Raw genomic sequence first — 19,214 nt, 5'->3', positions numbered from 1 at the left:
CATGTAATAACTACTCACTCTTTTTTCAGTTTTATTTCAAATTCCAGATTGGGATTCAGCCATCCTGCCACCTGTGAAAAGGCGCTTCGCGCATTACGAATCATCCCTTTGCACATGCTGAGGAGTTGCATGTCTATGTAGCTGTTTTTGCCCGTGTTGCCAGCAACGTATGTCGTGCTCTGTGACAGGTCAAAGCCCAGTTCTTTTTCGTTGGCACGGCACCATTCCAAATCGTCTGAGAAGATAAAGAAGTGGGCGCTGGGATGTTCCTCCATTACCTGTTGGCAGGCTATTTTATAGTTCTCATTAGGAACCGCGCGGTTTATTTCTGGCAGCAGAAAATCGCCTCTTCTTACATGGATACCCACAGAATAACTCGTATTAAGCATATCTGCAAATCTCTGGTTCGTTTCATCCAAAAGTCTGGGAAAAGTAAATTCTAAAAGATTTTCTTCTCTAAATTCTTCAAACCATGTTCTTTTTGCTGGATACGTATAATAATATATATTGCGATATGGCAATTCAAGAATTTCAGGGTCAAAACCCGATGTATAAATTATATCTCCATCAAACCAGAATTCGTTGCCTAACGCTTTTGAACTTCTCACCAAAGTAATTGGAACGCCTTTTTCCAAGAGAATCTGGGGCAAAATGATGCCAGTTCTATTTTGAAAAGGAATTCCGGCTTTCTTTTGCTGTAACAAAGCATTCCGCCGCCTCACTATGATGTGCTCCCATGTTTGTTTATTAAAGCAGTCGCTTAACATACGCGCCTTTATTCCAAATATTCGCTCTAGTTCATATCCATTATGTCCGTTTCGGACAAAAGCATCTGAGTCATCGAAAAACCAACGCTCTCCAGGATGTTTTCTTTCTGCATATCGTGCAAATACATATTGGCGCATTTGAGACGCCAACCCACACTCAAGGTACTGTATTCTCATTTTTAATTTTTCTTCCTTTGTTTTTAATATCAATGGTTTTAACAGACATGACTATGGAAATTATCCATCGGAAGTTACATACTCCACTATATATAAAATTTATATGATTTTATATCCGTTTGTCATCAATCAAATTAGGCATCGGCAATTCCTCCTTCTGCCACTCCCCATTCGGATAAAACATGCGTTTAATCGCATCTACTGTCCAGGCAACTGTTTCATATCCATCATCAGCCGCATTTACCCATTCGTTTAAAACGCATATCCAATCAATAAACAAGGCGGCATTTAACCTTTCCGGTTCGCCATATGGCTTAAAGAAACGGAAACGCTGGATAAACCCCTCCAAGCTATCCGGCTTTTCATCCATGCCGTCTGTCACATGGGTGCGGGTAAACTCAAACTCATAAGGCCCGATTACGCCTTGGGCATCAATCGCGCGATACGAACCGCCTGCATCCAGGATATTCCGCCGCTGCAAATCCTTATGCAGCAATACTTTGGGGGAATCTCGGAAATACTTGTCCCACAGCACCCTGCAAACCGCTTCCATTTTTTGCCGGAACTCCCGCTGGAAGGAATGTCCTGCGGCTAAACCTGCATTGCTCTCAAAGATGCCCATAACGGTGGGCAGTTCCGGGTGATCCCCAGGATTGATTGCAAGAAAGCCGTCTGCAACCTTATTGAAAAAATCCCTAAGCTTTGCATTCCTGTGGTCAAATTTCACTTGAAGGCCTGGATAGACCTGCCGAATCAGCAGCGCGCAAAAAGCATCATCATAATCCAGCAGCTCTGCCATAAAAGCCGGTCCGGCAGCCTGGTAATAATACCGTTCCCCAATGTACCGCCCCAGGAACGGTGCGTCGAACTTTACAATTACATTGCCAAACGCCTCTGAACAGCATTCATATACAATGCCGGTAAAGCTCTGGGGGTTTATGGTATAGGAAGAAATACCCCACCGCTCCCGCAGCTTGTCAAAATATCCCGGCACAGCACCGAACCACTGTTGAGCGGCTGCCTGGTCTACAGAACTTAGCCAGGATTTGGCTTTTTTTAAAACCCGTTCCTGTTTTGGTTTGAGGATGAACTCGTCAAGAAGGACATCCGCCACATCCATGTCCAGAGGATATGTCAGCTTCATGTTGTATGGATAGTCAAAGCACCGGAAGCTGGTTGCCCCTGGCGGCAATTGGTGCTCTGCCGCCCCTGAAGGATGGCCGCCGTCAAACACGGGCGCAATCACCTTGAACCGAAACCCCTCCGGGGCGTTTGTATGGAAAAATTCATCGCGCAAAGCCTGCGTGCCGTCGTACCTGCCTAAACTGGAGGTGATTTTCCGGCAGGTCACCACATGGTCATATTCATCCAGGATCTCAAAATAGCGGGAGATCTGCTCCTCTGTGACAATAGGCTGGACTGCGTCCAGAATTATGACCTTGTCGCAGTCATAGTGGGCGGATATATAATCAAAGCCGCTTTTGATAGAGCGGTTACGCTCATTTCCGCCTTCCACCGTTTCAACCTCATACTTTTGGCGCAGTTTTTCCACATACTCCCCATTGGCCACAATGATAATTTTATCTGTCACTTTCGACAGCCTGCAAACATCCAGCACATATTCAATGACAGGCTTCCCTCTTAACTTGCAGTATTGCTTCGGGATATCCGACCCAAAGCGGCGCCCTACGCCGCCTGAAAGCACCAGGGCAATATTCATAGCCGCATCACCTCAAGTTTCCTTTTTATATTCCCGATACGGCACCTCTGCATTAAATTTGAGAGGGCGGTGTGTGGAGGGCTGCCGTTTCATCACCATATAGTCATCCCCATACATTTCTGTAAGGAATTCCTTATAGCCGTTCGGGATGGGGATTTCTATCCCTTCAAACGCGGCTGGGCGCGTTTCGCTATACCACTCCTTGCGGAGAAGGACATAGCCCCTGTTGCTTTTCAAGCTGGCAATCAGATCTGTATCTGTACTGTTCCATTGGGTACAATAGCTTTCATATCTTCTACAAAGCCCCTTCATGCCCCAAAGATGCTTTAACCCCAGGGAGAACTTGCCCAACAGCTTCTCTTTAAAAGCCATTTTCCTGCCAGAATGAAAATAAGACTCGTAATAGGCTGCATAACGCAAAATCCGCCAGTAAACTTTGAGGGTTTTCCTGATTGCGGAGATCTTCCTGCCATCATCCGGGACATTGTCCAGAACATACAGGTCAATAAAAATCCCTTTATTTTCATAAGGCCGCCTATTGTCAAAATCGCTGATAAGCGTTGTATCAGAATTCCGCAGCCGACTGCCGCCCATAACAAGCCCTGGATCCGACTCTGTCGTTTGAAAAAAATAAGGATGCTGAAATTCCTTATCAGCAATTTTAACAAGCTTTTCATATTCCGACCGGGTCATAACCAGGTCAACATCATCATCCCAAGGAATGAATCCCTTGTGCCGGATCGTGCCAAGTAGCGTCCCGCCATCGGCAAAATATGTCAGGCCATGCTTTTTGCACACGCGGTCAAACTCTACAAGCAAGTCTAATTCCACTGCCCACAGTTTTTTCATCTCAGCGCTAACTGTGTATCCGCACCGAACCTCTTCCTCTAAAAAACCGTCCGGCAGTTCTATTTTGATTGGCAGCAAGCCCAACACCCCTTTACCATTACGGCCCGATTTTTACCACATGGCCCTGCCGGTATTCCTCCATGATCCCCGCGATATCTACCGACAATTTGCAGGCGCCCTCATCCATGCGGCCTTCCGTTATGCGGGTTAAAAACTCTGTCAGCTCGTACCGCAGCCCTTCCTCCGAGAATTTGTAAAAATTCTTTTCCGCTTCGTTAAGGTTTTCAAACCGCAGTTCAAAATACTCGGTTTTCCACCAGGGGGCTGGGACATAAATGTATCCCCGGGTGCCCGCAATCACCAAGCTCCCCTCGCTTTTTACCCCCAAGCCCACCTTTGCGGTGGCCAGGGCCTCCGGGTATTGCAGATGCATCTGTGTAAACACATCCACCCCTGTTTTCTGATCTAACAAGGAGTAAAACTGCGCATGTTTATAGTTGGATCCCAAAAGCTGCAAAATTGCCAGCAAAGGATACGTCGCCAGTTCTGTGACGCTGCCCCCTGACTCGCTGTCCTGCATCTCCCGCACATGGGGCGGAACCAGCTTTGTAAATGCCGCGTCAACACTGACGATGCGCCCGATCTTACCGCTTTTCGCGCAGCTTACCAGCCGCCGGAAGCCCGGGCAGTATGCCGTCTTAATAGCCTCCATTAAAATCATGTTGTTCTCGCGGGCAATCTCAAAAAGCTTCTCCGCCTCATTTTTCGTGAACACCATAGGCTTTTCGCACAGCACATGCTTTCCCGCCTGCAGGGCGCGTTTTGCATAACCATAATGCGTTTCATGGGGGGAGGCAATGTAGACCGCCGTAACCTGCTTTAAGAACTTGTCATAATCGTCACTATAAAAAGCCAGTTCGTGCCTTTGGGAAAAGGCTTCCGCAGAAGCGCTGCGGGGATTGTAAACTCCTTCCACCGTAACGCCGCTTACAAATTTCGACTCCGGAATAAAGCGGTTCGCAATTCTCCCGCTGCCCACCACGCCCAATTGGATTTGGGGATGCTGCCTGTCCCGCAGCTCTGTGCTGGAAATGCCCCGGGTTCGCTCCAGGTACACCACCTGGCAGTATTCTTTCAAATAGTCAAACCGCCCTACCCAGTCAGACCCAATAGCAAAAATGTCCGCATGGAGCCGCGTGATATCGTCTATCTTCTGCCCCTCATATTCTTCTACCACAATCTCGTCAGCCAGCCCTGTGTTAAGGACGTTTTGCATACGCTCTGCAAGGGATTGCTGCACATTCAGCTTGCCGCGATACCGATCGTAGTTTTCGCTGGTAACTCCCACAATGAGGTAATCTCCTAAAGCCTTTGCGCGCTTTAGCAGGTTGACATGCCCATAATGGAGCAGGTCAAATGTTCCGTACGTAATAACCTTTGTCATTTGTTTTCCCCATGAGACAAGCCGAAAAATGCCTCCAGCCTGTCCACAATCTGATCCGGCGTCTCCCTGCCGTCATTTTCAACTATTATATCCGGATGCTCCGGTTCTTCGCAGAGGATGTCTACCCCTACAACATTCTTAACGCCGGAGCTGTAAAGCCCTTTCTGATCCCGCTGGCAGAGGGTTTCCCAAGCCGCCTTAACATAAATTTCTTTATAATTCTCTATATGGTTCTTTGCCCAGGAGCGGGCCGCATGATACATGGAAATGCTGCAAAGCACCACATCCACACCTTGCTCCGCCAGCATATGGCACATTTCAAAATTGTAATAGGAACCCCGCAGGCGCTCTTCTGTGGTATAGCCACTTTTCTTGTGAAAAGACAGCCGCCGGAGCTGATCGCCGTCCAGCAGCACAATATCATTTCTTTGGGCCTTTTGCCGCTTGTAGAATAGCCCGCCAAGGGTGGTTTTGCCTGCTCCTGCTAAGCCTGTGAAGAAGTAAACTGTTCCCTTTTGTGTTTTCATAAAATAGTGTCCCTTCTTCTGTTTTCAGGGTATCGCATACAACACCGTTCCAAAGATAAAATTAGAATGATGCCTTATATACAGTTTATATTCCGGAACTAATTCTTTGATATATAAGGGTATTTCCACCATATCTTCCGGCTTGTGATAAATACAGATTGCCAGCTTGGGCTTGTCCCGCTGGATGACCTTTTGAGCGCCTTTCAGAGATTCCAGCTCCGCGCCCTCAATATCCATTTTGATAAAGGTAACTTTGGGAGATTCTTCAGAATAAACTATTTCGTCAATGGACACAACATTAACAGATAAAGAAGTTTCGGAGTCAACGATACATGAACTACTCCCTTTTGCATCAAAATATAATGTGTCTCTAAAACTCCATGTTCCAAATGGAAAAATTTCTGCTTCCCGCAAACAGGCTTGTTCTTTCCTTTCCAAACAGCATTTATAATTTTCTGGATCGGGTTCAAAGGCATATATCTTTTCTACGTTTAAGCAGCGCTTTTTTAGTTCGAGGGATGTTTCCAACCTGTAACAGCCAGCGTCAATAAAAACTTCATCTTGAAGCTGCACTATATCCTGCGGAAAGTACGCATCTTCACTTTCTGCTTCCTTTGCAACACAAAAAATTTTCTCTTTTGGGTATTGTGCTCTCTCTAAAAAATCTAAAATTTCTGTTTGGGGCTCAGCCTTGATAGGCGTTACAATTACAAAAAATTTATTTTGGGCTATCAGCTCTTCAGGACTCATAACAGAATATCCTAAATATCCCGTTTCCTGCTTTTCTTTATTATTACTGCAAAACCCTATAATACGTTTATCTTTATCCCATTGGGAAAAAACCTGTTTGGAATGCTGCCCTGTACCATATAAAATAATTTCCGCATCAGAAGGGATATGACGCAATATCTCTGCTATAAAAATAGAACTTCTCCCCGTTTTGGAAGAATACATCTGTTCAGGTATGATTTCTTTTATATAATTATAATTATCAGAAATTAAATAACTCAGCCGATTCAGATAGATGAATTTTGACTGGTCATCCTCCAGCATTTCATAAACTTTCTGATAGTTCTCCAGTGTAGATTGCATGTTTTTTCTCCTCAGGTTTCCGCATTTCTTTCATAATGTACAAGCCTTCAATGGTATACAGACTGCTCCAGCAGGGCAGGATTCAGCTCCAGCTTCGGCATCATCCGCAGCGGCTGGCCGTTTTCATTTATGAAATTCAACCCGCGCATGAGAATCTTCACAATTCTCACGCGGTTCTTATACATATCATCCAAAAAGCTCTCCAGCATCTGTTGGCGCTGGGCATCTTTTTCCTCTCCGTCTACTGCTAGTTTTATGGTACCGAATACCTCCTTCCAGGTTTCGATGATATAGTGGTTCATGGTATCAAAACCGGAAATCCATTCTTCCGTTTTTTTCTGGTCAACCGCTGAATCATCATAGTACTGGAAGGAATACCCATAATATTCATAGGCGTCCCGCAAGAAGTATTCGATAAACTGCCGCTCGCTGTCATTGACGTATTCATCGTAGGTTCTGTAAATGGGTGCTGGATCAAACCCGTCCGTAAGCCCGCCTCCATAGTCCCTTGCTTTTCCGTTTTCTGAGCAATATGTCATACTCTCTGTGTATGGCAGATCCAAAAAAGCAGATAAGGCGGAGAAGGTGGCCTTGGGATTCAGCTTCCCATCTTCCAGCCTCACCAAAACACTGTCATGGTACAGCCTGTCCTCTGGGTCAATCATAAAACTGCGGTTCAAAACGCGTTCGGAAATCGCATCGCTTACCACGCTCTTCGTTTCCTTGCCCTCCTTGTTGCTTGCCAACGCAGAGGCATACATAAACCGCACTGTAGCCCCATGGCTGGTGGTAAACCGGCGCATGGGTGTAAAGGTTTTTATGTATTTAAAGCCCTGGAATATAGGGGATTTTTTCACCAGTTCATAGTTCGCCGCATTTAAAACAGCCCGGTTTTTCTCATCCACCTTCAGCGAATACACAATGTTGTGGAAGTGGGGCTGGAAAAACACGGCGGGTACAATTCTGGACTCCCTGTCCAGCCCTGCCGTCGCCATCTCGTTGTTGAGGAAGATTGCCACCAGGATGTCCTTGTCCGTCCTGTCCCGCATCCGGTACAGTTCCTCTATGGTCTGCGGTGGCCAGCCTTCAATGCATTCTAAAGCTTGTTTCAGGCTGGAAACCCGCTCGAAAGCCTCCCTGCTCTTCTTAATGCTCTCCTCCACGCTATACATCATCATAGAGGGCAGGCACAGCAGATTGGGGTGGGAGTCGAAAACTTCGTTGAAAAAGTCGCCGCCGTTGTGGGTGGAAAGCTGGGTGTGCCAGACAAGCTTTGTAACCTCCCCTACACGCACTGGCTGCACAGTACACTGGCTGTAGTCAACGCCAAATTCTTCTTTGAAGTCTATGGGATACTTGCACCGCTCATCTTCGAACAGGAACACAAATTTCCGGCTGTCCAGCAGGGGCTTTAGATTCAAACAGGTAAGATACGAGCAGAAAAGCGGCCAGCTATTATAGTACAAATATATATGGTTTTCCCGGGCCACGTCCTCGCTTTTGCGCACGTTGTCCCTGAGATATTCCAATTCATATTGGGAAGTAACATCCTCTGCGAGGATGGGATTTTCTAAATCATGAAAAAAATTATGCTTGATAACGGTATCCCGGAAATTGACATATTCCCCAAAGCGTTGTGCCTCCATGTCAAAAGGCGTATAGCTGTTATCATCATAGGGGTAAAACCGCAGGGGCAAGTCCTCAAATTTAGGAAAATCGCTGCGGAAAATATAGGGATACTTGGATAAATACTTGCAGTTCCTGTCATACCTGGACTTCATCAGCCGCAGGTTTGGCTCGAAGAAGGCCTCGCCCATAATCTCCAGGATGTTTTCCTGGAAAACGCCCCGGTTATATAAATCCCTGAAAAACGTATAGGAAATCTTGTAGTCTTCGCCCTTTCCAAACTGCAGGATATAAGCCGCCGCCTCCATTTGCGTGGTAGGATCCGGCTCCTCCGTGAGGGCAATCTTATATGCCTTTACCGCCTTGTCAATCTCGTTTAACTGCGCCAGTCTCTGCGCTATCTCAATCGCTTTCATCCTTCGATACCCTTTCAGGATCCCCGACAAAAAGGGGACAGGCACATGCCTGCCCCCTCTCCTTGTGCGTGGGATTTACTTTTAGAACAACATTTTCCTGCTTTTTAGCTAACGAAATTAGCCGAGGAGCTGCAGCACACCCTTCGTCGCGGTACGGCCTTGCGGCTCGCAGTGCTGGGCTATGCCCAGCACTGCTCCGCTTTCCGGCCGGCCGCTCCTCTCCGTAAAAAATCTACCGATTTTTTACGGGAAACTCAGGCGGCTCCACTACAGCTAACAGCTACTATTAGCCTAAGAGCTGTAACACACCCTGAGGCACAGCATTGGCCTGAGCCAGCATAGCCTGTGCGGACTGGATGAGGATGTTGTTCTTGGTGTAAGCCATCATCTCTTCGGCAACGTCTGTGTCGCGGATGGTGGACTCAGCGTCCTGAATGTTCTCAGCCATGACGCTCAGGTTGTTAGCGGTGTGCTCCAGACGGTTCTGGGTTGCGCCCAGTTCGCCGCGGACAGAGGACACAGTGTTGATGGCGTTCATAACCTTGTCGATAGCCTTGGCAGCGTTCTGTGCATCGCTGATGTTCAAGCCGTTGATGCCCAGAGAAGACACATGCATATCCTTAATGTTAACCATCATCTGGTTGTAGGTATCTGCAGTGTCACCAATCTGGAGCTGCAGGGCGCCAGAACGGCCAGCAGCGCCGGACACGCTGATCCACTTCTTCACGTCATCTGCTGTGTACATGGTTTCGCCAGCAGCCTCGGCCCCTGCATGGTGAGATTCAGTCTGGGTAACCCGGATGGTGCCGTCGCTATTATGAGAAACCTTGAACATAGCATTGTTCGAGGCAGCCTTGGTCAGGGCGTCGGCAATGGCGTTCTTATTGTTGGCAAAGTCAAGCTTGCCATCCTTCACAAAGTCCTTCAGGCCCAAAGTAGTGCTGTTGGAAGTGGAAGCCTTATAACTTACCGTATAGGTTTCCTTGCCGATTTTAATCTGAGCGCCGTCCTGCAGCATATCCTCAGTCAGCGCAAACTCAGCCTGGGCCACCTGGCCGGGGTTCTTCACTTTACCGGTGGTAATAGCTTCTGCCTTGCCGTTATAGACGCTGTTGGCCCCTGTAACAGTGGAAAGCGCGCCTCCGCTTGCAGTTACTGTAAAGGTAAAGTCAGAATTCAAAATCTGTGTCAAAGCTGCGCCTGTTGCCGCGCTAAAGGCTGTAGAGGCTGTGCTTCCTGTATAGGTAACAACGCCAGAAGCAGATATTGCAATAGTTATCTTCCCAGAAATTGTACCGGAAGCTGCAACAAAGCTGAAGTTAGTTCCCTTCAGGATCTCGCCCTTCCTAACTCTTGTGGCCTGTGCAGTAAAGCTTGCGTTTCCAATCTTAAAGTTCAGGGTAACAGTGCCGGAAGCGGAAGCCACAACGCGCAGGCCGTCCAGAGAAATCCTAAAGGTAGGATCCACGCTAGAAGCAACCGTGCTGGTTTCCACCTGGTTTACAGTAGCCTTCGGATCAATAGTGGCGCGCTTGCCGGCTGCGCCAGCTTCCATGGAGCCGTCCAACAGCTTGATGCCGTTGAAGTTGGCGGAATCGGCGATACGGTCAATTTCTGTGCTGAGCTTATCAACTTCTGCCTGCAGGTTCTCACGGTCAACCTCGTCCTGATAAGTGCCGTTAGCGGACTGGGTGGCCAGATACTTCATGCGGTTGAGCATGTCCTGGATTTCCTGCATAGCGCCTTCAGCGGTCTTCACCAGAGAAATGCCGTCCTTTACGTTCTTCTGGGCAGCGTTCAAGCCAGTGATCTGGGCGCGCATCTTCTCAGAAATAGCCAGACCAGCAGCGTCGTCGCCAGCGCGGTTAATCTTGTAGCCAGAGGACAGCTTTTCCAGGTTCTTCGCCAAAGCGGAGGTGTTGGTGTTGTAGTTGCGATAAGCGTTCATCGCCAGGATGTTGTGTTGAATACGCATAATTTTTCTCCTTCAAAATTATATTTAGCGTTTTTTACCTTCCGGCGTCCTTCGCCGGGTTTGTGCGCCGTTTAGGCAAACTGGCCAAGTTTGCTTATTCAGCACTGTATATTTCAACCAGCCTAGGACTGGCAGAAACCAAAATTATTTTTCACGCAATGAAATTTCCGGCGCTTCCTCTGCCCACTTCCGCCGCACCGCCACTTCCTTGGGTGCATTCACAGCCAGTTCTACAGAGCCGCCCCGCCAGCGGTATACATGAACAGAAATGTTGTCGCCGATGGTAATACATTCACCTGCTTTGATCCTCAAAGTCAGCATACCGGGTTCCCTCCCGTTGTTATAGTTTCAATCGTTATTGGCACTTTCCACCCGCTGAACCGCACCATAAAATGTAGACGGGGCCATCCCGCAGCGCTCAGCGGCATCCTTCATCTTCAGTTTGTGGCTGCGCCACAGCAGCCGGGCTTCTTCAAAATTCTCCGGCAAAGGCTTGCGGCTGTTCACCTTGACAGGCTCTTCCATGCGGCGAACCGCATCATAAAAAGAGGTTTCTGCCATGCCGCAATGCTTTGCCGCGTCTTTTAATTTCAATTCGTGATTGCGCCAAAGCAGCCGGGCTTCCTCGAAATTGTCCGGCAAAGGGTTCCGTTTGCGGCCAAAGGCTACGCCTTCAGCTTTGGCCTTCGCGATACCCTCGGCCTGCTTTTTGCGCCTGTCCTCTTTGATGGACTGCTTGGTGGCGGACATAAATAAGTCGCCTACAAACCCGCTCAGCAATTCGTGGCTGTGTTCGGCGTCGCTTTCCACAATAAACGAAACGATTTCCTGTGCTAAATCACTTAACCAGGCCTTCATTTCATCCGGCTGCAAGGAAGGGTTCCCATCAAACAGAACATCTTGTATCTGCATAAACCGCGCCCTCCCCTAGCAATTTTGTCCGGACAAGTGTGATTTATCGGACACTGCTTATTTAGCGTTGCTTTCTTGCTTACACACAGTATATCGGCGTGCTTTCGGAAAAGATAAGCGGTTTTTTGAAAAAATTGCTGTCCGGTTACCTACAAGTTTTCGGACACTGCATTTTTTTGGTTTTTCGGCAGATTCCGTGCGTTTGGCGGCGTCATAAAAGGTCGATTTCGGCAGGCCGCACGCGTCTGCGGCTTCCCGCAGGCTGATCTCTCTCTTCTGCCATGCTAAGAGCAGCACGTGAAAATTGTCTGGCAACTCCTGCTCTGGCCGACCGAATTTTACGCCCCGGGCTTTTGCCGCCGCAATGCCCTCGGCTTGCCGCTGGCGGATGTTCTCCCTCTCGCTCTCGGCCACGAAGGAGAGGATTTGTAGCACCAGGTCAGCGATGAAGGTGCCCATGAGGTCTTTAGCGGTGCGGATGTCCAGAAGAGGCATATCAATCACGCAGATGTCCACGCCTTTTTTCATTGTCCCATCCAAATCATCAAGCGGAGCGTGGGCCGTTCGGCTGTCGCTGCTGCCGCCTACCGGAGCGGTGAGCGGCTAACAAACGGGTGGGACGGGCGCACCCATGACTACACGCACAAGCCCGGTGTTGTCCATACTGAAATCATACTGCCTACCCACGCCCCGCCGGAGTTTCAAGACCGCTCCACCCTCTGGAACTCCGTGGGGCAAATCGAGAAATCCAGCGATGCCCAGCTTGCCCGTGAAATCGAAGTTGCCCTTCCCGTGGAGTTGTCCAGAGCGGAACAGTTAGCCCTTGTCCGGGCGTTTGTCAAAGACAATTTCGCGGACGCTGGAATGTGCGCCGACTTTGCACTCCATGATAAGGGTGACGGCAATCCCCACGCTCATATCATGCTGACGATCCGGCCCCTCCGTCCTGATGGTAAGTGGGGGCCGAAGTGCCGGAAAGTTTATGACCTGGATAGCAAGGGCAACCGTATCCCGGACGGCAAAAGTGGATGGAAGAATCACCGGGAGGACACCACCGATTGGAACAATCGAGAGAACGCCGAGAAGTGGCGGGCGGCATGGGCCGCTTACGCTAACCGAGCGTTGGAGGCGGCAGGCCGACCGGAGCGGATAGACCACCGCAGTTACGAGCGGCAGGGCGTTGAGAAAATTCCCACCATCCACATGGGCGTTGCTGCCAGTCAGATGGAGCGGCGGGGCATCCAGACGGAGAAGGACGGCAAGCGAAGCCATCCACGAAGCCGCCGTAAAGAAAATCCTTTACGACACAAGCAGTTAAAATATGTGTGCAGTATCGTCAGAAGCAGCAGGCTGTCAGCTTGACTTTAATGCTTTAATGTGGTATAGTGTAGATGACAGACGAGCATAAACCCTGTTGTTTCTCGGACTGATAAGGAGGCAGTTTTATGAGAGAACAACAGAATTACAGAGCCGCTATCTATTGCCGGCTTTCTTCCGAAGATGGGGCCGACCACGAATCTATGAGCATTGGGAACCAGCGGGCATTGCTGGCCGAGTATGTGCAGAAACAGGGCTGGGAGGTTGTCGATACCTATATCGACGACGGATTCTCAGGTGCGAATTTTTGTTGAGGTAAGATAACGTAACCTTTTTTGCAGAGGGTGTTATCTTACCTCTTTTAGCGGTTTCTCTATCGCCGCGTCCTAACAGCCTTGAAAGATAGGAAGCTGCTCCGTTACCAAACATTAACCCTAACTCGACAACTACCTGCCCTAATGGAAATACAATCGAGATTGCCCCCATAGGGCTTTCCCCTAAACCTCCTACAAAGTAAGCGTCCACCAGATTATAAAGGGCATTTATCAACATACCAATCATAATCGGAACGCCGAGAGCCATAAGAGCTTTGGGGATAGGCGCACTCCCTAAAAGCTCCATTTTGTTGTTACGTTCACTCATTGTGAATACTCCTTTCTCTTGATAGATAATATAGTTTACAGTAGTGTAAAGTATAACATACCGCCGCAATAGAAATACTACTATAAATTATAGCGGTTGTCAAGGTGGCGTAAAAAATTTCTTTGATTTCTTGACAGGAACTATAAAATCGAATACTATAAATTACAGTGTGGGGATAGTTTCCGCACAAAAACTCAAGAAAGGCGGGGCAGCATGGCAACGATTGATTTGATTGTACTGGGAATGTTGAAGAAAGAGCCTATGGGAGCTTATGATATTCAAAAGTTGGTGGAATACCGGAACATATCTAAATGGGTGAAAATCAGCACTCCCTCTATTTATAAAAAAGCAATCCAGTTAGAGGAAAAAGGATTAATTAAAGCAGATATTGTCAAAGAGGGAAAAATGCCGGAAAAGGCGGTTTATTCTTTGACAAGTGCGGGAGAAAAAGAATTTGAAAGACTTATGTTTGAAATTGCAACCAAACCCATTCATCTCTTTTTGGATTTTAACGCTGTAATTGTGAATTTAGATAGCCTAAATTCGGACAGTCAAAAATTGTGTATTGAAAGTATTGAAAAAAATGTAACTTCGTTAAAATCCTATCTGGAACAAAATCTCCGCGAAAAAGAAAACGTACCAGAAATTCCAGAAACAGGCATGGCTGTTTTGCATCAACAATTTGTTCTTGTAGGAGCTATCGAAAAATGGATTGCTTCGCTTAAAGAAAAATTCTAAATAACTAATCGACAAAATGAAAGAGGGTGAGCGTTTAGATTTATTAAACGCTTGCCCTTTTTCATATTTTCGTCAAAAGTAAATCCCTTAAATTATATGAATTATTTTGGCTAATAGTAGGTATTATGTAGACATATCCAAAAGGAAAGGTGAACAGTAAAATGTAATAAGGTGAATAACAATGGCAAAAAGACCAGTACCGAAATACGACTTCAAGGCTTTTGGGGCAGCGATAAAGGCGGCGCGGACAGGGCGCAAGGAGAGCCGCAAGAAAGTAAGCGACGAAATGTTTATCTCGCCGCGCTACCTTGCGAACATTGAGAACAAGGGGCAGCACCCAAGTTTACAGATTTTCTTTGAGCTTATGCTCCGCTACAATATATCCGTAGACCAGTTCCTTTTGGAAACGCCGCCGGAGAAGAACACGCAGCGGCGGCAGCTTGACGCGCTCCTTGACGGTATGAGCGATACAGGCATACGGATTGTGACCGCAACGGCAAAAGAGATTTCCGAAGTCGAAAAAGAGGGCGAATAGGAATTATTTTCTGCGCCGTAAACTTCGTAGACCACCGTAAATACAATTCCAACAAAAGGAGCTATTACGGCATACGGAACATGAGCGACAAGCTGTGCCGGGACAACGGGCTTTCCGTGGTCGTCCCCGGCAAGGGAAGCAAGAGAAAGAGCTATGCGGAATATCAAAGCGGCGGGCATTGCAAAGCTCCCGAACCTTGCCGCACTGCAATCGGAATATGAAGCCCTCCAAGCGCAGAAAGAAGCCCTTTACGCCGACTATGGGAAACTGAAAAAGAAAGTCCGGGAATATGATATTATCAAGCAGAACATTGACAGCATTTTACAGGCAGACAGACAGCCGGAACGGGAAAAAGAAACAGAGCGTGGATAAGGATAGCAAAATCCCCGCCGCTGTGCTATGATAGGGCTATCAAAAAGCAGAGGAGCGTTGAACATGGAAAACCAGAAAATGCCGGAATATGAAACCATACGCGCCGCCGTCGCCGGGGAAAAATGGGCGGTGGAGAAAGTCGTGGATTGCTATAAGGACGAAATCGACAGGCTATCGACGGTAGCGGTCAGACAGCCGGACGGAAGCACGAAACAGGAAATCAATCAAAGCCCGCTTGCCGCCCTCGTTGTAAATGCTCAAAAGGTTTGTTTCTTCAACAGTCAGTCTAATCATGCTCATACCTCCATATCGTGATTTTTTGTTTTTGCCGCCGCCTTTTTCGGGGCGGTCTTTGCCTTGTCTGCTTTAAGCTGCGCCCGGATAGAGGGGCGGGGCTTCCTTATCTCCCTGTCCCGGTTCTCCCCCTTGTCAATCAGCGCATACGTCCCATGTCTGCCCTCGATTTTGGAAAAGGAAAGGGTCTTATAGGGCAGCATGGAGAAAAGGCGGTCAGTGTCCTTTGTGGCTGCAAGCCGCATGAACGCCGGGGAAAGCTCTACCATGAAATGGGTCTTGTTCGGGCTGTTCGGCTCATAGTGCCGCTTCATTTCCCGCACAATGCGCCGCGCTTCCGTTTCAATCAGCCCGTCCCGCAAGGCTGTGATATGCGCCTTGAAGTCCCCCGGTGAAAGCTGCTCCCGGCTGCGCCGTTCTTCCTGTAAGAGCGATTGCAGCGCGTCCGGGTCGTTGGGTAGGGCTTCAAAGCGTTCAAACTTCCCAAGCTGCGGGTCTGGGTTGCCGTTGAAGAACCGTCCGGCGGGTATCTCCCTTTCCCCTCGCTCATAAATCAGCTTCACCGTATCGGCGGGCAGCTCCTTTTCCTTGACGCGCTCATAATGTTTAGAGTAGTCCAGTTCGTACAGATTGCCCTTGATTTTCCCGCGCTCCTTTCCCGTCAGCTCGATTGCATAGGCAAGAACGCGGTCGCTTGTCTGCTCCATGTAGAAACGCCATGTGTTGTGGGGCGCGGTGTCTTTGAGGAAAACGTCGCGCTCCCGGAAACAGTGCGTCCCGGACGGGCGGCAGAACCACAAAAGGGTCTTGTCCTCCCTGTGGGGGCTTGCCGCCGCCTTTGCGATAATCTCTTTGTCAATGTCTAAGTCGCTCTGGTAAAAGCCTGTGTTCTGCTTCATAATCGCTTCAAGGGAAGCGAACAAATTCACGTTTTCAAATTTACTCTGTTCCGGCATGGGTCAGCTCCTTTCCAAGTCCTGTGACTTCTGCTTTGCGTTTTTCTTCTGCGCCTTTTCCTTGTCGGCTCTAAGCTGCGCCCGGATAGAGGGCTTTTTTTCCGGCTTCGCTCCCTTGCCGCGCTCCTTGTCGGCTTTGACAGCGTTAGCCAGGTCAACAAGGGAAATCTGCTCGCCCGCCTTTACCTTTGCTTCCAGTTCGTCAACGGTGGGGGTGTTGTTGATGATACCGTCAACAACGAGGGTATCTTATCCCCCAAGGAATATACACGTTTCCGCAAGCACAATCCTGAACGGGATGGCGAGTTTGAACGCCGCCACTTCTGGACACGGACTTATGTACATTTCATGCTTCAAAACGAAATCTATGTGGGGAGCATGGTGCAGGGGCGGCAGTACACGCCATCCTACCGAAGTAAAAAAAGGGAACCTATCCCTAAAGAAGATTGGGTAGTTGTTCCTGATATGCACGAACCGATCATATCCCGCGAATTATTTGATGAAGCACAAAAAAGACTGATTGCACGGAAAAAGACCATTAAAGCCAAAGACGAGCCGGCGCTGTTTGCAGGACTGTTTTACTGCGAAGCCTGCGGAACATCCATGAAGTTGGGTGTCAGCCAGCAGAAGTATTTTTACTATATGTGCGGGCGCAGTCAGGCGATAGGGACAGTAGCTTGTTCCAGCCACTATATTAACCGTGACACCTTTCATCAGGCAGTGCTTGAGGACATCCGCCGCAATGCCAGACTGTTCAGCGAGGACACCGAGAAAGCAGCACAGAAACTGATGGAACTGAAATGCGCCGACCAGCAGAAGCAGGCCACAACGATGAAGCGTGACCTTGCATCGGCAAAGAAACGGCTGGCTGACCTGGATGTGAAGCTGAAACGTACCTACGAGGACAACATGAGCGGCAAGCTGCCTGACCACATCTTTACCATGTTTATTGCAGACTACGACCAGGAACGGGCTGCACTGAAAGCGAACATTGCAGAGATGGAAAAGGCGCTGGAAAAGGTTCGGGATACCAAAGCCGATATTGACCGCTTCGCAGCCCTTATCCGAAAATACACCAGCTTTGAAAAACTCGACCGCTTCATGCTTCATGAACTGATTGACCGGATTACGATTTATGAAACGCCGGGTATGGGACGCTGCCGCAAGGGTAAGGAAAAGCGCATTACCATCTACTACAAATTTGTCGGGGTTATCCAATAAAGCAAAAACGGCATCCCCTATGGATGCCGAAAAAAACAACTTGGCTTTACGTCTATTTGTCATATCATCATCCCTCAAAAGGCGCTGGTAAGCCCTGCGGATGGCTGTTTTGGCCCCGGCACCGCTGATAGCTTCGTCGGCATATACTTCCATCACATGGAGCGAATGGGCAGCAGCATACTCCCGGCAGGCCCGCACCTGGGCTTCTATGCTGGATTCTGTCTGTTTATCCGATGAGAACCGGGCATAGATAACTGCCTCATTCATGCTGTCACGCTCCCTTGAAATTAGAATTTGTGGTCAATCCCGCACTGTTTCAAAACAGCATTTGCTGTGTGCCGAGACTTGATTTTCCCGTCGACTGTAACGTGCCGGCACGTCAACGGGCTGTACCAAATATCATGGTCTCCCTTGCCGCGGCGACAAAACGTGCAGCCGTTTTCGGTCAAGATATCCCGCACCCTTTTCTCATACTCTGCCATTATGCCAACACCCTCTCCTGCCGCTTGGACATAATGGTCAAGGTGGCGCGGGCCGGTTCTTGCCCGTTTAATGCAATCAGCTCTGGCGCGGCAAAGCGCACCCGTTCCACCAGGGCATCAAAAGAGCCTGATTCCAGCACAAGGCCCGGAATATCCTCGCTGGTGGCAACCCAGACGCTTGCCTCATCGTCCCAGGTAAAGTTTACCGTGTATTCCATGATAGTACCTCCTTTTTGGCAAATAGTGTTTGCTGGTTCTGTAAGGCCCTGTAGAGGGCTTTTGCTATTCTTCTGGGGTAATTTTATTCCCTTCCTCGTTAGAAGATTCTGAGGGCGGTTCTAACAAGAATTGTGGCATGTCTGCCATATCACCTGCAAAGTGCAAAAGATTAAACTGCCCCTTCATATTCAATTTATTAAATACACAGACTAACCGACGTTCATTAGGCTCAAAAGTATATCCCTGGCTTTCAAATTCAGCAACGACTTCCATACGTGTTAATATATTGGTAGCTGCTTTAGCAACGTTTTTTCCTAACTCAACGCCTGTTTTAACTAGCGCGGTTTCTTCGTCTCCATATAAATCGAGGTAATATACACCAAGAGCATCTGCTATTTTTACAAGAGTTTCTCTTTTGGGATTGCGTTTATCAGTTTCATATTGTGCTATCATCGAGCCAGAAACACCTAATATATTTCCTAACTCCTCTTGAGTTATTCCCTTTTCTTTTCGTGATGCCTTAATGCGCTGGCCCGTGGTCATCCAACCACCCCCTTCCTAAACAGTATAACATGCTTACACAAAAAACGGAAGAAAAATTTTAGCAAACGCTCAATTTTATTGACTTTAGCAATTGTTCAAGGTATACTGTTATTAAGCAAATACTCAAGTTTGGAGGTAAACCAAATGCGTATTGACCGAGTGAAGCTGATAGCCGAAATGGCACCCACGGCGATACAGATACCCGCCGGGTGCCGCCCCGCAAATGCAATAGCTTTCTTTGTTTTTTCAGTTTTATTTATATCAGTATTATTAGGGGCGGAAATTCCGCACTCTTGACCGCTGGTTTTCCGTCGTGCAGACTGCGGTTTTTCAGCAGTCTTGACTGCGGCACTGTCAAGCGGTCTTGACTGCTGGTTTTCCGCAGTCTGA

Annotated in this window: 18 protein-coding genes and 9 pseudogenes; 8 read left to right on the top strand and 19 right to left on the bottom strand. The window is 48.3% G+C overall.

From position 1 onward, the window contains the following. Window positions 1–14: 14 nt before the first annotated feature. From D1841_RS10385 to D1841_RS19165, 11 genes and pseudogenes are all read right to left on the bottom strand, one after another. Window positions 15–944 carry an alpha-1,2-fucosyltransferase gene (locus D1841_RS10385; RefSeq protein ID WP_160642980.1) on the bottom strand — a complete coding sequence of 310 codons (930 nt, stop codon included), beginning with the start codon at window positions 942–944 and terminating at the stop codon, window positions 15–17. A 109-nt stretch (window positions 945–1,053) separates the two neighbouring features. After that, entirely contained in the window at window positions 1,054–2,664 is a 1,611-nt protein-coding gene (locus D1841_RS10380) for a 2-C-methyl-D-erythritol 4-phosphate cytidylyltransferase (RefSeq protein ID WP_160642979.1), read from the bottom strand. 12 nt (window positions 2,665–2,676) lie between these two features. Further along, complete coding sequence (locus tag D1841_RS10375; protein WP_160642978.1) at window positions 2,677–3,591, bottom strand: phosphorylcholine transferase LicD; 915 nt, start codon at window positions 3,589–3,591, stop codon at window positions 2,677–2,679. A 19-nt stretch (window positions 3,592–3,610) separates the two neighbouring features. Then, window positions 3,611–4,957 (bottom strand): Gfo/Idh/MocA family oxidoreductase, encoded by a 1,347-nt coding sequence (locus tag D1841_RS10370; protein WP_160642977.1) that lies wholly within the window; start codon window positions 4,955–4,957, stop codon window positions 3,611–3,613. Further along, window positions 4,954–5,484, bottom strand: a complete 531-nt coding sequence (locus D1841_RS10365) for an adenylyl-sulfate kinase (protein ID WP_160642976.1) — start codon at window positions 5,482–5,484, stop codon at window positions 4,954–4,956. Before D1841_RS10365 ends, D1841_RS10370 begins: the two co-directional genes overlap by 4 nt. A gap of 24 nt (window positions 5,485–5,508) precedes the next feature. Then, window positions 5,509–6,576, bottom strand: a complete 1,068-nt coding sequence (locus D1841_RS10360) for an FkbM family methyltransferase (RefSeq protein ID WP_160642975.1) — start codon at window positions 6,574–6,576, stop codon at window positions 5,509–5,511. 47 nt (window positions 6,577–6,623) lie between these two features. Continuing rightward, window positions 6,624–8,618 carry a hypothetical protein gene (locus D1841_RS10355; RefSeq protein WP_160642974.1) on the bottom strand — a complete coding sequence of 665 codons (1,995 nt, stop codon included), beginning with the start codon at window positions 8,616–8,618 and terminating at the stop codon, window positions 6,624–6,626. Window positions 8,619–8,904: 286 nt separating this feature from the next. Next, window positions 8,905–10,593, bottom strand: a complete 1,689-nt coding sequence (locus tag D1841_RS19615) for a flagellin (protein WP_160642973.1) — start codon at window positions 10,591–10,593, stop codon at window positions 8,905–8,907. Between the two features lie 144 nt (window positions 10,594–10,737). Continuing rightward, window positions 10,738–10,914, bottom strand: a complete 177-nt coding sequence (locus D1841_RS10345) for a carbon storage regulator (RefSeq protein ID WP_160642972.1) — start codon at window positions 10,912–10,914, stop codon at window positions 10,738–10,740. 27 nt (window positions 10,915–10,941) lie between these two features. Beyond that, window positions 10,942–11,505, bottom strand: coding sequence for a hypothetical protein (locus D1841_RS10340; RefSeq protein WP_160642971.1), 564 nt, complete (start codon window positions 11,503–11,505; stop codon window positions 10,942–10,944). A gap of 183 nt (window positions 11,506–11,688) precedes the next feature. Continuing rightward, window positions 11,689–12,036, bottom strand: a pseudogene (locus tag D1841_RS19165) (recombinase family protein); the annotation flags it as partial. Between D1841_RS19165 and mobQ the strand changes: the two are divergent. Both mobQ and D1841_RS10325 read left to right on the top strand, forming a co-directional pair. After that, window positions 12,001–12,759, top strand: a pseudogene (gene mobQ / locus D1841_RS10330) (MobQ family relaxase); the annotation flags it as partial. The pseudogenes D1841_RS19165 and mobQ sit on opposite strands and share 36 nt — an antisense overlap. Window positions 12,760–12,950: 191 nt before the next feature. Next, the gene (locus D1841_RS10325) at window positions 12,951–13,136 is read left to right on the top strand and encodes a recombinase family protein (RefSeq protein WP_237076289.1); all 186 of its coding nucleotides are present in this window, start codon (window positions 12,951–12,953) and stop codon (window positions 13,134–13,136) included. Between the two features lie 43 nt (window positions 13,137–13,179). On the opposite strand, the pseudogene D1841_RS10320 reads toward D1841_RS10325, so the two are convergent. Beyond that, window positions 13,180–13,464, bottom strand: a pseudogene (locus D1841_RS10320) (MATE family efflux transporter); the annotation flags it as partial. A gap of 213 nt (window positions 13,465–13,677) precedes the next feature. On the opposite strand from D1841_RS10320, the gene D1841_RS10315 reads away from it, so the two are divergent. The 4 genes and pseudogenes from D1841_RS10315 to D1841_RS10300 form a co-directional block, all read left to right on the top strand. Next, the gene (locus tag D1841_RS10315) at window positions 13,678–14,202 is read left to right on the top strand and encodes a PadR family transcriptional regulator (protein WP_160642969.1); all 525 of its coding nucleotides are present in this window, start codon (window positions 13,678–13,680) and stop codon (window positions 14,200–14,202) included. A gap of 181 nt (window positions 14,203–14,383) precedes the next feature. After that, window positions 14,384–14,737, top strand: coding sequence for a helix-turn-helix transcriptional regulator (locus tag D1841_RS10310; RefSeq protein WP_008978029.1), 354 nt, complete (start codon window positions 14,384–14,386; stop codon window positions 14,735–14,737). A 2-nt stretch (window positions 14,738–14,739) separates the two neighbouring features. Then, a pseudogene (locus D1841_RS10305) lies at window positions 14,740–15,109 on the top strand (hypothetical protein); the annotation flags it as partial. Window positions 15,110–15,172: 63 nt separating this feature from the next. Then, window positions 15,173–15,337: pseudogene (locus D1841_RS10300) on the top strand (helix-turn-helix domain-containing protein); the annotation flags it as partial. Here the strand turns inward: D1841_RS10300 and D1841_RS19840 are convergent. The 3 genes and pseudogenes from D1841_RS19840 to D1841_RS10285 all read right to left on the bottom strand — a co-directional run. Beyond that, window positions 15,281–15,403, bottom strand: a complete 123-nt coding sequence (locus D1841_RS19840; RefSeq protein ID WP_347564041.1) for a transposon-transfer assisting family protein — start codon at window positions 15,401–15,403, stop codon at window positions 15,281–15,283. The pseudogene D1841_RS10300 and the gene D1841_RS19840 overlap by 57 nt on opposite strands. Window positions 15,404–15,405: 2 nt before the next feature. Next, the gene (locus tag D1841_RS10290) at window positions 15,406–16,359 is read right to left on the bottom strand and encodes a hypothetical protein (protein ID WP_160642968.1); all 954 of its coding nucleotides are present in this window, start codon (window positions 16,357–16,359) and stop codon (window positions 15,406–15,408) included. Window positions 16,360–16,362: 3 nt separating this feature from the next. After that, window positions 16,363–16,593: pseudogene (locus tag D1841_RS10285) on the bottom strand (hypothetical protein); the annotation flags it as partial. On the opposite strand from D1841_RS10285, the pseudogene D1841_RS19160 reads away from it, so the two are divergent. Then, a pseudogene (locus tag D1841_RS19160) lies at window positions 16,528–16,818 on the top strand (recombinase family protein); the annotation flags it as partial. The pseudogenes D1841_RS10285 and D1841_RS19160 overlap by 66 nt on opposite strands. A 6-nt stretch (window positions 16,819–16,824) precedes the next feature. Continuing rightward, window positions 16,825–17,580, top strand: coding sequence for a DUF4368 domain-containing protein (locus D1841_RS10280; RefSeq protein ID WP_237077168.1), 756 nt, complete (start codon window positions 16,825–16,827; stop codon window positions 17,578–17,580). A gap of 81 nt (window positions 17,581–17,661) precedes the next feature. On the opposite strand, the pseudogene D1841_RS19835 reads toward D1841_RS10280, so the two are convergent. The 4 genes and pseudogenes from D1841_RS19835 to D1841_RS18710 form a co-directional block, all read right to left on the bottom strand. Continuing rightward, window positions 17,662–17,847 (bottom strand): annotated as a pseudogene (locus D1841_RS19835) (recombinase family protein); the annotation flags it as partial. Between the two features lie 214 nt (window positions 17,848–18,061). Then, on the bottom strand, window positions 18,062–18,280 hold the full coding sequence (locus D1841_RS10270; protein ID WP_160642966.1) for a DUF1902 domain-containing protein: 219 nt from the start codon (window positions 18,278–18,280) through the stop codon (window positions 18,062–18,064). 64 nt (window positions 18,281–18,344) lie between these two features. Then, window positions 18,345–18,824 carry a helix-turn-helix domain-containing protein gene (locus D1841_RS10265; protein ID WP_160642965.1) on the bottom strand — a complete coding sequence of 160 codons (480 nt, stop codon included), beginning with the start codon at window positions 18,822–18,824 and terminating at the stop codon, window positions 18,345–18,347. 95 nt (window positions 18,825–18,919) lie between these two features. Next, window positions 18,920–19,214: pseudogene (locus D1841_RS18710) on the bottom strand (hypothetical protein); the annotation flags it as partial.

The organism is Neglectibacter sp. X4 (assembly GCF_009917365.1).
GTDB lineage: Bacteria > Bacillota > Clostridia > Oscillospirales > Acutalibacteraceae > Acutalibacter.
This window is presented reverse-complemented; position numbering and strand designations above follow the sequence as displayed.